Source organism: Paenibacillus puldeungensis, assembly GCF_042678945.1.
GTDB lineage: Bacteria > Bacillota > Bacilli > Paenibacillales > Paenibacillaceae > Fontibacillus > Fontibacillus puldeungensis.
Genome location: NZ_JBHTLM010000008.1, coordinates 13,891 through 25,999, shown reverse-complemented (window position 1 = coordinate 25,999; position 12,109 = coordinate 13,891). Strand labels below are relative to the sequence as shown.

Annotated in this window: 12 protein-coding genes; 1 reads left to right on the top strand and 11 read right to left on the bottom strand. The window is 50.0% G+C overall.

Annotated elements, in window-relative coordinates; translation table 11 throughout:
* The 8 genes from ACFQ3W_RS12460 to ACFQ3W_RS12425 form a co-directional block, all read right to left on the bottom strand.
* Entirely contained in the window at positions 1-1,011 is a 1,011-nt protein-coding gene (locus tag ACFQ3W_RS12460) for an XkdQ/YqbQ family protein (protein WP_379319555.1), read from the bottom strand.
* Complete coding sequence (locus ACFQ3W_RS12455; protein ID WP_379319554.1) at positions 1,008-1,667, bottom strand: LysM peptidoglycan-binding domain-containing protein; 660 nt, start codon at positions 1,665-1,667, stop codon at positions 1,008-1,010. The genes ACFQ3W_RS12460 and ACFQ3W_RS12455 overlap by 4 nt, the downstream gene beginning before the upstream one ends.
* Positions 1,667-3,844: a phage tail tape measure protein gene (locus tag ACFQ3W_RS12450; protein WP_379319553.1), complete on the bottom strand. Its 2,178-nt coding sequence runs from the start codon at positions 3,842-3,844 to the stop codon at positions 1,667-1,669. Before ACFQ3W_RS12450 ends, ACFQ3W_RS12455 begins: the two co-directional genes overlap by 1 nt.
* Positions 3,845-3,872: 28 nt before the next feature.
* On the bottom strand, positions 3,873-4,034 hold the full coding sequence (locus tag ACFQ3W_RS12445) for a hypothetical protein (protein ID WP_379319552.1): 162 nt from the start codon (positions 4,032-4,034) through the stop codon (positions 3,873-3,875).
* Between the two features lie 26 nt (positions 4,035-4,060).
* Positions 4,061-4,462 carry a phage tail assembly chaperone gene (locus ACFQ3W_RS12440; RefSeq protein WP_379319551.1) on the bottom strand — a complete coding sequence of 134 codons (402 nt, stop codon included), beginning with the start codon at positions 4,460-4,462 and terminating at the stop codon, positions 4,061-4,063.
* Positions 4,463-4,582: 120 nt separating this feature from the next.
* Entirely contained in the window at positions 4,583-5,023 is a 441-nt protein-coding gene (locus ACFQ3W_RS12435) for a phage tail tube protein (protein WP_379319550.1), read from the bottom strand.
* Between the two features lie 37 nt (positions 5,024-5,060).
* Positions 5,061-6,119 (bottom strand): phage tail sheath subtilisin-like domain-containing protein, encoded by a 1,059-nt coding sequence (locus ACFQ3W_RS12430; protein WP_379319549.1) that lies wholly within the window; start codon positions 6,117-6,119, stop codon positions 5,061-5,063.
* Between the two features lie 16 nt (positions 6,120-6,135).
* Positions 6,136-6,591, bottom strand: coding sequence for a hypothetical protein (locus ACFQ3W_RS12425; protein WP_379319548.1), 456 nt, complete (start codon positions 6,589-6,591; stop codon positions 6,136-6,138).
* A 259-nt stretch (positions 6,592-6,850) separates the two neighbouring features.
* Between ACFQ3W_RS12425 and ACFQ3W_RS12420 the strand changes: the two genes are divergently transcribed.
* Positions 6,851-7,438, top strand: a complete 588-nt coding sequence (locus ACFQ3W_RS12420) for a response regulator (RefSeq protein ID WP_379319547.1) — start codon at positions 6,851-6,853, stop codon at positions 7,436-7,438.
* Here the strand turns inward: ACFQ3W_RS12420 and ACFQ3W_RS12415 are convergent.
* The 3 genes from ACFQ3W_RS12415 to ACFQ3W_RS12405 form a co-directional block, all read right to left on the bottom strand.
* On the bottom strand, positions 7,425-8,888 hold the full coding sequence (locus ACFQ3W_RS12415; protein WP_379319546.1) for a sensor histidine kinase: 1,464 nt from the start codon (positions 8,886-8,888) through the stop codon (positions 7,425-7,427). The two genes, ACFQ3W_RS12420 and ACFQ3W_RS12415, sit on opposite strands and share 14 nt — an antisense overlap.
* A gap of 584 nt (positions 8,889-9,472) precedes the next feature.
* Positions 9,473-10,201, bottom strand: a complete 729-nt coding sequence (locus tag ACFQ3W_RS12410) for an amino acid ABC transporter ATP-binding protein (RefSeq protein ID WP_379319545.1) — start codon at positions 10,199-10,201, stop codon at positions 9,473-9,475.
* A complete protein-coding gene (locus ACFQ3W_RS12405) occupies positions 10,194-11,639 on the bottom strand; it encodes an amino acid ABC transporter substrate-binding protein/permease (protein ID WP_379319544.1) in 1,446 nt (481 codons plus the stop codon). Before ACFQ3W_RS12405 ends, ACFQ3W_RS12410 begins: the two co-directional genes overlap by 8 nt.
* Between the last annotated feature and the right edge of the window lie 470 nt (positions 11,640-12,109).

Genomic DNA, 12,109 nt, shown 5'->3' with positions numbered 1-12,109 from the left:
TTAGCGCCCCTTCTCTTCCTTATAGTCCATCTTCGGAATATCATCCGTAGCCGATAAGGTTACCGACATCGTATGGCTTCCATTCTCGAACCGATGCTCATCGGCCGATATATAAAACCCGCCGAGAATTCCTGTCACCGATTCCTTGACGTATACGCAGGAGCCCGAAATCACATCGGGAATACCTAGACATTCGATTCGGGCCTGATCATCGATCGTACCCAAATCCTTCAGCAGCTGCTTCGCCCTCTGGTCCATTTGAGACTTGGTCATGTTCTGATCCGGCTTCTCCAAATGCTGCATGACGCCATAACGCTGAGTAAGCTCCCCATCCTTGACGCTGACGGAAATTTCCTTCTTCTTGGCATCCTCGCCGACGACTTTGATCTGCGTCTTGGTTTCTTCAATCGATTGGGAGTAGCTGGCGTCCAGCAGATTGACCCCATTTTCCAGCACCCATTTGCCCTTTTGCTCTTTCCGTGCCAGCAGCTGCAGCTTGCCTTCCTTGGAAGTAATCAAAAAGTGCTGCCCGTTTTGCTTTTGCGTTTCGGTGAGCGCCATGATCATCATTTCGAACAGCGTTTTGTCGCGGAACACCATTTTTGGAATAACATATCCCGTATCGTGGATTTCACCGACGTTGATGGAGAATTCATTGCACAGTCGCTTGATGATTGCCGATGCCGACTGATTGCGAAATATTTTCGTATCCTTGCTTTTGGTTAAATAAATGTTCTCGTCGTAGGCCGTTAACGTCATTTGACCTTGGGAATTGATCTGATCCGCAAACAATACGCCGCGGAAGAGCTCCTGCTTCTCATTCAGAATGAGCCGGAGTTCCGCGCCCTTCTCGAACAACATGTACAGGTCGCGAAGGTCGCCCGTGTTGGACAGTTCGACGACGAGTTTGCGGGCCGCTTGCTTGATGTCCCCGGACCAATTGATCGATTTAACGATCGGGTCAAGGAACACGTTTTGCTTTGCATCTTTATAAGTCACGCTCCAGTTCATGAAGGAATCACCAGCTTCTGGCCGGGAACGATATGGTTCGGATTTTTACCGATCACCGCCTGGTTGGCTGCATAAATTTCCTTCCATCTGTCGCCGTTGCCAAGTGTGCGCTGCGCAATTTTCCAAAGCGTATCCCGAGGGACCACGATGGAAAAAGCGGGTGGCTCCTTCATGTCGGGACGGTGCTCTCCTGTAATGACCATCGCCTTGCCCGACCCCGAGGTCTCGACCTGGCGAAACTGCACTTCCTTGTATTCCTTAAGCTCCAGCTCAAAAAATACGTCTCCCGGGTTTCCGGCTCGCTCGCTGTATTGGAAGGAACGGATCGTCACGAGCCCTTTGATCGGAGAACCGGTGATATCCAGGCGAACAGGCTTGCGCTTTTTCATCCAGGTTTCGATTGTTTCCACAACAGCCCACGGTTCGAGCAAATCCTCATACTCGCAATAGCCGGGATGATAGTCGCGCGGAAAAAAGGAAGAAAACGAATATTCTTTCAGCTTCTCTTCCCCGATCACGGTATACTCGCCAAGTTGGGTCACCTGCACGTCTTCGTAGCCATGCGAGGTTTTGACCGATATTTGCTCCGGATTGACCGGGAGCTGCAGCCACTCTTTCTCATCTACCGTCTTGAGCCAAAATTCCAGCGACGTCATTAGGCCATCAACCCTCCCGCCGCTTTAATTTCACGGGCCAAAGCTCTGGCGATCGCGTCGATGTCTGACTCTTGGCGGACGTTGAACGTATTGCCGGTAATCGAGATGGCCCCTGAAGCGCCGCCTTGGGAAAATTCCCTGTTCTCGCTGGCTGGCATAATGCGTTCCCCCTTATGCAGCCGGGCCATCATCCCGTCGTAGGGAACGTAATCAAGGCCGTGGTATTTGCTCGTTGGCGGGCCGCCGTTTGCCGTAACCTGACTTGTGGTATTCGTGTTCAAGCTAACGGACGCTTGGTTGCTGCCGCCTAAAAAACTGTTAATAAACGCTTTAACTTGATTCAATTTTCCAACGACATAATCCAAAGCGGCATTAAAAATGTTAGTAATTAAGTCCGAGACAAACTTAAATGCAGTCGCGATTCCTTCCGTAATCAAGTTAATAATATTTTGGATGTCATCCATATGGTATTTCACCAGATAAGCCAGCAGGGCAAAGGCAGCCCCCACCAAGGCTACAATCGCGATAATCGGTAAAAATGGAAGGACAAGCGCCCATGCCGCCATGGCCGAGGCCCAGAGTGCAGTAACAGATGCCCATAGCGCCGGAGCAAAGATCGCGATTAACACGGCGCTCATCCCTATAAGAGCTGCTCCCATAATGTCCGCGTACTCCATAATGAACTCGATAACGGCAACCATCCCTTCGCCGAACGGGAGCAAAGCTTCTCCCAATGGCGCAAGGGCGATGGTGATCCGGTTCTTAAGCGCGTCAAAGCGATCGCCGAAGCTCTGAGCCGCCTGGGCATGATTCATGATCCCGTCCTTCGACTGGTTCATGGCACTGAGCATGTTGTTAAACTCGACTTTTCCTCCCTGCAATGCTGTAACCAAATCTCCACCCACCAATGGTCCGAAGTACTCCATCGCTTTTTTAGCGGCCTCGGTGGATGTGCCGGCTTTTTTGATTTCCTCAGCAACCGCTGCAAAGCCCCCGTCCGGCAGCTTTTTCTTCAGGGCATCCTCCATCGGATTGATCCCTTCCTTCTGCCACTTCGCCATAAGCACAATGGACTGCTCAAACCCGAGGCCCATTTGCCGCATAGGAACACCAAACTGGGACATTCTCTTCATGAGATCCCCCATATTGACCTTCCCTGCCCGACTCGCCGCAAAAAATTTATCCATTGTCTTGGCTCCGTCCTCGGCGGAATATCCCCATACCGTCAAGGCCCTTGCAGCGGATTCGGCAGCCTGGGCACTATCGGAACCGGTTATTCTTGAGGCGGTTAGCACGAGCTGCGTCATTTTCTCCAGCTTATCACCCGTCAGGGTCGTGTCCCGGCTCAAAATTCCGAGCGCCTTTCCGACTTCGTTCAAGTTGTTCGGTACCTGCCGACCCACGGCGCGGAAGGAACCGAGCAGCTTCTCCATATCCGGTCCGGAAGCTCCTGAAGTGGAGCGCAGCACGGAAAATGCCGCATCGAACGTTTTGGCCGCTTCCAAAGATTGATCCTTGAGAGATGAGAGCCAATTCCCCGCCGTGCTGGCGATGCTGGCGATCCGGTCCCTGGGGCTGGTAGCTGCGGCTGTACCTCCCGCTTTCGCGCCCCCGCCTTTGGCAGGAGCATTTGGCTTAAGCCACCAGTACTGAAGAGGTTCCTTGCCCAAATTGCCAAGCGGATGTCTGATCCGTTTATACGCGCTTGCCAGCTTGCTCCCGGGTTCCTCAAACCTTTGCCGGATTCGCCAGCGAATGCTGCCCTGCCCGACTCGCTTCTGCGCCGCTTCGGTTTGAATGGCTGCCACTTTTGCAGCCCTCACCGCTTCTGCCGCTTGCTCCCGCGCTTCCTTGGCCGCCTGCATTTTCCTAAGACTTTGCTTGGCTTTCTTCCCCTTGGCTGTGGACAGGTAAGCCATCGTTGCCTTTTCGGCGGCTTCTTCCACAGCTCTTGCCTGCTCCGCCGCCAGCCTAGCAGCCTTCTGGGTTTCTTTGCGAATTTCCGCGGCTTTATTGTCAAAATGCTGTTTTATCGTTTTCTTACTGGTCATTTTGAACTCCAGTTGCAGCCCAATGGCCTGAATGGAGCCCTTGGCGAGCTTGGTGAGATCGGCCTTCACTTTTTGTATGCGGGCCGACAATTTCTCTAGCTCTGCAACACTGCTGTTCACATCCATTTCTAATCACCACCCCCTGCGGGCAAACTTAAGACCTCATCCTGCGGGCAGCCCTTTCCTGCTCCTTGCGCACCTTTTCTTCCTCTTCCAGCTGGAGCATCATCGAAGCGTACATAAATCGCTTCACCTTCTCGTCCTTGTTGTATACTTCATCCGGAGGAATATGATGGCGCTGAAAAATAAGATGCACCAGGAAAGCTTCACCGCCCGCTTTAATCAGTTTTTTATGTCTTCTTCATCGCTGTCGAAGCCGCTGATTTCCAAAATTTCCGCAGACAGCTTGGCGATTTCTCCGGCCAGCAACAGACCTAAAATCGCTTCCGTCGGCGTTCCGTATTTTTCGATCAATTCCTTCGCGGACCAATCGGGAATGAGGCAGGCCTTTTGAATGACGAGCGCTCCGAACTGCTCTTCGTCCATTACTTTTTCGCGCTTTGAGCCTTTGCCGGTGTAATGTGTGCATTGCTCCTGAATTTTGTTGATGGTTTTGCCGTCGAGCGCCTGAATTTGAAAATCAACGCCCAGCCGCTTCATCGGAACATCTTTTTTCGGTTTACTTTCTGCGCTGAGCAGCGCCTGCAAAACATTGCTTTGTCGGTTATCGGTGGTGATTGCCATCGTCATTCATCTCCTCGTATTTGAAAAATATAAATGTACGCCCTGTCTGCGATAGAAAAGACATGGAACCCGGAAGAAACCGCCTTTTGCATACCGGGTTCATGCCGTTTCTGAAGAAGGCTAGCTTTCTTCCGCTACCAGTTTATCGAGCAGTTCATAACCGGTAAAATTAAACGGAAGCTCCTCCTCCACGATCGAGCCGACTTCAAAATGCATGAGCGGAATCTTGTCAAAAGTAACACCCTTGAGGCGTACTCGATAAGCCCCGTAAGATTCCGGGTCCTCCAGCTTCAGGATCAATTCCGTCGTGAATGTCCCTTTGCTGTCCTCAGCGATTTGCCCGATCAATTCCACGAATTCAGAGGTCACCTTGTACCCTGTAATCGTTCCCGATCCGTTAAGGCCTGTCACTTTATGCGCTGTCCAGCGGGTACCGGAGCGTTTGATTTCCTCCTTGGTGATTTCTACGTTGGCTTCCGCCGATTTCACGTTCGTCAGCCATTTCCCATCGTGATATACATATCCAAAAGTTCCATTGATAACGCGGGTTGAATCCAGCACTTAAAACCCCTCCTAGAAAATATTGATGACTGCGAATTTATACCTTCACGGTCAGGAAAATCCGTTCCATGCTATCGACTTCCGTAAAGCTGATCAGCAGGTAAACCTCATCTCTTTCGGACTTGCGGTCCGGGTCGAGCGTCACGGCGATATCCGTTAATACGTTGTTCAGCTGCAAACGCTCCAGATAAGCCTTCACCGCCGAAATCAGCGCGGCTTGCCCGTCAGCGTTGTTATCCAGCTTGCCGATGTAGGAATCCGCCGCCGCCTTGGCAATATCCGTAGAAATGGCTTGGCGCGCGCGCATGGCGCGGATCTTTTTCCCGCTGGTCACGAGGCCCTGCTCCACTTTGACTTTCTCTCCGTCATGCACCAGCACCAGAGAGCCTTTCTCCAGCGCGGCGTTAACTTCGCTATTCTTCAAGCGTTTAGTCACATCATTCGCGGATACCGGCGTGTAAGTCACCGACTTGTTGATGCCGGTTCCCGCGATCAGGCCCGCCACATATGGCGCGAATTTAGCCGAGCTGTAGGTTGCTCCGTCGACAGTTATCCCCGTGATGAGGTTGACCGTGTAATCGTCCTTCACAGAGACGCTTCGCGCGTTCCCTTTGGCCGGATCAAGGTCCTCTTCTGCCGTACCGCCAAACACAGTAATGAAGTGTTTTCCCTCATCCTCGCGGTTGTCTACGCACCAAGCCATCGCTGCTTTTTGCTCTGCGGCCGGAACCTCGCTCGGGTAGACGAATACATTAAATTGACGGGTGCTGTATACGTCCCGAATCGCGGTATAATCCGCTGTGCTCAGTTCCTTACCTTCCGCCGGTACAGGAACCGTATATACGAGTACCTCTTTGGCACCGCCCAGCAGCACAAGCCGAATCGGATCGATATGTTCCTCGCCGAACAAATCAACTGCTTCCTTTACTTTTTCAATCGTGAAAAAGCTCTTTGGCGCTGCGTTCTTGTACTGAAATAACGGCAGCGCTACCGTTCCGCGCGCTCCGCCCTTGATTTGGGCCGCTGCGGCCTCGACAAAATTAATGTACAGCCCCGGACGTACCGGCAAGCTGATTGGATCCCAAGTTCCACCCATGTTTACATGCCACCTTTCAATGATTGATCGTACGTATTTCAATTCTGCCTATTTTCTCGTGTGGTTTGAGAGACACCGATTCCCGTGAATTAATCAGAACGGTACCGACGCATTTCATCAATCCGCCCTCCAGTTGTTCCAAAGAGGCAATGGCAAACGAAGCCGCCCGGAGTGCCATGCCCCCTTCGGAGGGAACACTGCCTATTTCCGTTATTTCATTCATGATGTAGCGGCTTAGCGCTTCCATGGAAAGAACCGCTTCTTCCGCATGATTTGCAAAGAAACTGATCGTATACTGCCGTTCCGCCAAGGTGTGGCTGCGCGAATCGCTTCTTCGAATTTCCTGCTTAAGTTCGACGATAAACTCCCCCGCCGCAGGCTCCGCAGGGCCCTTGAAACGGTGAACCGTCACCCCGGGAAATTTTGTCATAATCATCTCCGTCAAACCGCTGACCTCTTCGGCCAAAAACATTAAACCCACTCCTTCCGGCCGACCTTCCAAAACCATAGCAACCAAGACAACTTAAACTTAGAATTGAATCCCTCGCTTCCGTCTCATCGTCAAGCCAAACTATTTTTTGGCCGCATTTCGGATTATAGATGGGGTCGTAAAACGCGAATAGGATGAATTTTTTTCACCTGGGGGGTGAAGTGAATTCATCCTATCGCAATGAGTGATAGATTTGATATACTGGACTTGACTGTAAACATCTGTAAGAGGAGGCTGAAGGATGGAGTTGATCCGTATTATGCTGGTGGAGGACGATCCATTCTGGCGGGATCATATTAGTTCGGATTTGGCCGATGAGCCTGATATAGAAGTTGTTGCGGTAGCCGCAACGAAAGAGGAAGCGATCGAAGCCGCTTCCCAGCGGGACATTGATGTGATCCTGATGGATATTAACTTAACGGGGAACAATCTGGACGGACTTGAGGCGGTAGAGAAAATTTTGCGTCTCCCCAATCTGAAGCCGGTGAAGATCATCATGTTAACCTCGATTACAGAAGCTGAAGTCATCATGAAATCATTTCGCCTCGGGGCTTTAAATTATATAAACAAATCCAGCTATGAAGACATCTTGCAGGCTATTCGCGAAGCGCAGCACGGACGCTCCTCGATTCATTCCGATGCTGCCCAAATTATGCGCAACGAGATGCAGTTGATGGAGCTTACGCCGATGGAGCGTGAGGTGTTCGACCTCCGTAAAACCGGACTCAGTAAACGGGAAATCTCGGAGCACCTCCACAAATCAACAAATACGATCAAAACCCAGCTTCGCAGCATTAAGAATAAATTGACTAATTTCAAGATGGATTAAGGTGGTCCAGACTGTGGCGCTCCCTTGTCAGCTTGATGTTATGCGCGCTGGCTCTGAACCTGAAGGCCGGAAAATGAAGCACGAACGTCGTTCCGATGCCCGGTTCGCTGTCCGCCGACAAGCTGCCTCCATGCTTCGTAATGACGCTGGTGCAGTAGGACAACCCAAGACCGTAGTTCAGCGCATTTTTTTTCGTGGTAAAAAAAGGTTCAAATATTTTGGATAGATACTCTTGCGGAATCCCGACCCCGTTATCCTTGATTTCGATGCGGAATTCCTTGCGTGTGGCCATCGTTCGCAGCGTAATTTTCCCGCCACTCGAAGGCATCGCATCCAGCGCATTGCGGATCATGTTCGACAGCGTTTCGCGTACATGAACAGCATCGCATACCAGGCGTCCCTCTGCTTCATACCGTGCGGTTAGAATGACCGGCTTGTTCTCAACCAGTGTACTGGCGGACTGCACGACGGAATCGATCAATGTACGGATATCATAGTCCCCCTCGTCCAGGACGATATCCTCCGCCTTCTCCTTGATGCGATTGACCATGTTCAGCAGGTGAGCGGTTAAGGAGTGGACCTGTTCTATCGTCCGAAACGCTTTGTCGGAATGTCCCGCCTGCAGCTGTTTCCTGCTTTTTTCGGCCAAATAGTCGATTTTCTGAATTTCATTTTTGATCGAATGGTTCAGAATGGACACGCCCATCGTTAACGTCCGAATGGAGTAGTCAATCCGCTCGCGTTCGATCCTCAGCTTAATACCTAGAAATCCGTAGCGGATTGTATAGAACAGTATGATCGCCACGGTGCCTAATATAACGATAAAGTTGGCTTCCCACATTCCGTTGCTCTTCAACTCGAAGCTCCACCAGCCGAGCTTAAGCCTCTCAAAGCCCACATAATCGCTGGTATAAGCCCACAGCATCACCATCGGAAACAGGAGAGTGCGTCTTCTTCGATGACGAAGTGAAGGATTGCGCTCACGGGCATACGCCAGATAATAGAAGAAGCAGCCCAAGGCGATGTACAAGCCATCCCACAAACGAAAACGGTCCACCTCAAAGGAGTTCAAGGACTCATTCAACAGGTGGCCGGTGAGCAGAGCTCCCGCCCCGAGCAGCAGCACCCCCGATATGTTCCACTTTAGGCGCAAGGACATGTGGTCATTAAGCCATAGTCCTCCCATGGCAAATACAGTGGGAAGTACATAAAAGTAGATGTTCATCGCCACTACCGTAGACAGGTATAGCAAATGACTAATGGAGACAGGGAGCCACTGCGCATGAACGAAGTGCGGCATGATAGACAGATGCATCGCGAAGGCATAGCTTGCCGAACCACCGAGCAATATCGTCAGCGCAATCCAGATATTGCCTCTAGTTCTGTGAAATAGGAAAAAGAGTCCTAGTGACCATAGAGACAGGAACATCAGAATATAAATGATTTTCATTGCACGTTAAAACCCCTTCACCGTCGCGGTAACATCTTACTTTTATTTTATGGTCTTCTAATAATTCCCTGCAAGTTATTTCGTTCCTGCTATCCTGTCGGATAATTTTAGGTCTACTTTCGTCCTATTTTCCGTCCCATGTATTTAAGTGCCAATGAAGTATATGGCTCTGCTGTCAGACACATTCCGATAATGCAACCTCCCGCGAATTGAACGGATAGCCAATTGAAGAGAAATTTAGAGGGAAATTCTCACGCTAATTAACCACGGATGACCGATTAGAAAAAATTAGAGGGAAATCCTCCTGTTAATATGATGCATTTCCCCCAATACAGTCGATATTAGAAAAATTAACGGGAGATTTTCCAGTTAATTAAGCCCAATCTACCTTTTTCACCAAAAATAACGGGAAGTTTTCCTGCTAAAACCTGCCGATAAAATGGCCCATACCGGGCAAGCGAGGGGGCTCCTCCCCTTTTCAAATGTACTTTTTTCAGCAACGCTGAAAATAAAAACAACGGCGAACCAGGTCTGAATAGAGTCCTGATGCGCCGCTGCTATGGTATTGATATCTAGTGTATGGTTTAAAGCACTTTTTCCAAAAAGTTGATCGTCCGCTCGTTCTTAGGATTGCCAAAGACTTCCTCCGGCGTTCCCTCTTCTACGATATAACCGCCGTCCATAAAGATGACCCGGTCCGCAACCTCGCGGGCGAAGCCCATCTCATGCGTGACGATGACCATCGTCATTCCCTCGCGAGCCAGGTCCTTCATGACGCCAAGCACTTCGCCGACCATTTCGGGATCGAGCGCCGAGGTCGGTTCGTCGAACAGCATGACGTCGGGATTCATCGCAAGGGCCCGGGCGATGGCTACCCGTTGCTTCTGCCCACCTGACAGCTGGCTTGGGAAGGCCTCGGCTTTATCCGACAAGCCTACCCGATCCAGAAGACGCAGCGCTGTGCTGCGCGCCTCGCCCTCCTTCATTTTGCCGAGCTCCATCGGGGCAAACATAATATTTTTCAGCACATTGAAATGCGGGAACAGGTTGAAATGCTGGAACACCATCCCGATATTTTCGCGTGCTTTGTTGATGTCCGTCTTAGGATCATTCAGATCCCGGTCATCGACGATCACTTGTCCCGCCGTAATTTCCTCCAGCCGGTTAATGCAACGCAAAAACGTGCTTTTCCCCGAGCCGGAAGGGCCGATCATGCAGACGACCTCTCCTTCCTGAACCTCCAAGTCAATTCCTTTCAGCACCTGTTGGGTGCCATAGTTTTTCTTCAATCCTTTAACCCGAATTTTACCCACGACGCACCCTCCCCTCCAGATAGCCGGAAATCTTCGTTAACACCGTAATGACAACTAAATACATGATGGCAACGACCAGCCAGATATCAAACGAGGCGAACGTTCTGGCGATAATAATTTTACCGGATTGCGTCAGCTCGACGAGACCGATGGCCGACAGAATCGATGTATCCTTGAGCGTAATGACCAACTGGTTGATAAAGGCTGGAATCATGACGCGTATCGCTTGCGGGATGACAATCTTCATCATCGCTTTGCGGTAAGGCAGGCCAAGCGAACGAGCGGCTTCCATTTGGCCGCGGTCAATCGACTGAATCCCGCCACGGATAATTTCCGTGATATAAGCTCCCGCATTCAAGCTGAGCGTCAGAATGGCAGCCAGGAACAACGGCATCTTAAAGCCCAGGGCCTGCGGAATACCGAAGTAGATGAAGAAGGCCAGAACGATTAGCGGAATGCCGCGAAAGACATCGACGAACACCGTCGCAACGCCCCTCAAGAAGCGATTCCGTCCCACTTTCATAAACCCAAAAACAAGTCCTAAAATGAAGGCAAAAATCAACGAAACAATCGTGTACATCAGCGTCTTGCCGAGCCCTGTAAATAGAGCGGGAAGCGACTTTTGAATGAGCTCCCAGCGGCTAAGTTGTTTTTCAGGCTGCCCTGCTTCGCCGAGATATTTTTCACGAATGCGGTCATATTCACCATTGGAATGCAGGTTGGCTAATCCAGCGTTAAACTTGGCCAAAAGCTCTTGGTTTTTCCCTTTGGTTACCGCAAAGCCGTATGAGGCGCCTTCTTCCTTATCGGTCACAATCTTCAGCCCGTTATTCTGGGTGACCCCATAGGCCAGTACAGGATAATCTTCAAAGCAGGCGACCGAGTTCCCGGTTTTAACGTCGTCGTACATCTGGGAGGAATCGTCGAACGGGACGATCGTGAACCCATATTTGGACGAGATTGATTCGGCGAAGCTGTAGCCTTCCGTCCCGGTTTTTACGGCAACCTTTTCCCCTTTTAAATCCTCGTAGCTTTTGATCGTGTCATTCTTTTCGCTCACGCCCATAACTACGCCGGACTGGAAATAAGCTTCTGAAAAATCGAATTTTTGCTTCCGCTCGTCGGTGATGCTCATCCCTGCGATGACGCCGTCCACCTGGTTCGCTTCCAGCGCCTGAACGGCTGCGTTAAACCCTAGCGGTTTAATGACGTACTTAAAATTCTGATCCTTGGCAATGGCCTCCATCAGCTCCATGTCGATACCGACGAAATTGCCGTTTACATCCTGAAATTCAAACGGAGCAAACGTAGTGTCGGTAGCAATGACGTACGTTTTGTCTGAACCGGATTCCGCAGCAGCGTTCCCCGTCCAACCGGATAATCCGGCCACCAGGAGGAGCAGCGATAGTAGAAAAAATGAGATCTTGGTTGCTTTCATATGTCCTCCCCTTCTTGATAACTTCAAGTGATTATCATTTATTTTCTGTGTAACAGTTACTTTCCCACCCTCGTTTAGGCCGTAATAAATATTATACATTTCTATGCACTAGCGTTGCATAAAATTGTACACTAAAATTCAACAAGATAAAATTAACTGTTTATGGAATAAGAAAGCTGTATCGCAGAGTTATAAAAATTCTCCTATTGCAGAGAAGTAGGCACGTTGTCCATTACTCTCAACAAGAGGAGAAGCACATGGATTAACGTTACCGCACCATCGATAAATCGTCAATAAATAAAAAAGCAAGGATATAATCCTCCTCGCTTGTAAAGTTATATTCAATTTTAGAGAGTATTAATTCTATGCATTTATTACGAATAAGAGTTAATGTAAATAGTGCAGCTATTTCCGGTTCAAAGTTACCAATAGGACGTTGTTTAACTGCACAAAATGCATTTAGTAAGTTC

Excerpts from the sequence above, each read along its gene's own strand:
- ACFQ3W_RS12460 (WP_379319555.1), bottom strand. The coding sequence starts at position 1,011 with ATGAACTGGAGCGTGACTTATAAAGATGCAAAGCAAAACGTGTTCCTT.
- ACFQ3W_RS12455 (WP_379319554.1), bottom strand. The coding sequence starts at position 1,667 with ATGACGTCGCTGGAATTTTGGCTCAAGACGGTAGATGAGAAAGAGTGG.
- ACFQ3W_RS12450 (WP_379319553.1), bottom strand. The coding sequence starts at position 3,844 with ATGGATGTGAACAGCAGTGTTGCAGAGCTAGAGAAATTGTCGGCCCGC.
- ACFQ3W_RS12440 (WP_379319551.1), bottom strand. The coding sequence starts at position 4,462 with ATGGCAATCACCACCGATAACCGACAAAGCAATGTTTTGCAGGCGCTG.
- ACFQ3W_RS12430 (WP_379319549.1), bottom strand. The coding sequence starts at position 6,119 with ATGGGTGGAACTTGGGATCCAATCAGCTTGCCGGTACGTCCGGGGCTG.
- ACFQ3W_RS12425 (WP_379319548.1), bottom strand. The coding sequence starts at position 6,591 with ATGTTTTTGGCCGAAGAGGTCAGCGGTTTGACGGAGATGATTATGACA.
- ACFQ3W_RS12420 (WP_379319547.1), top strand. The coding sequence starts at position 6,851 with ATGGAGTTGATCCGTATTATGCTGGTGGAGGACGATCCATTCTGGCGG.
- ACFQ3W_RS12415 (WP_379319546.1), bottom strand. The coding sequence starts at position 8,888 with ATGAAAATCATTTATATTCTGATGTTCCTGTCTCTATGGTCACTAGGA.
- ACFQ3W_RS12405 (WP_379319544.1), bottom strand. The coding sequence starts at position 11,639 with ATGAAAGCAACCAAGATCTCATTTTTTCTACTATCGCTGCTCCTCCTG.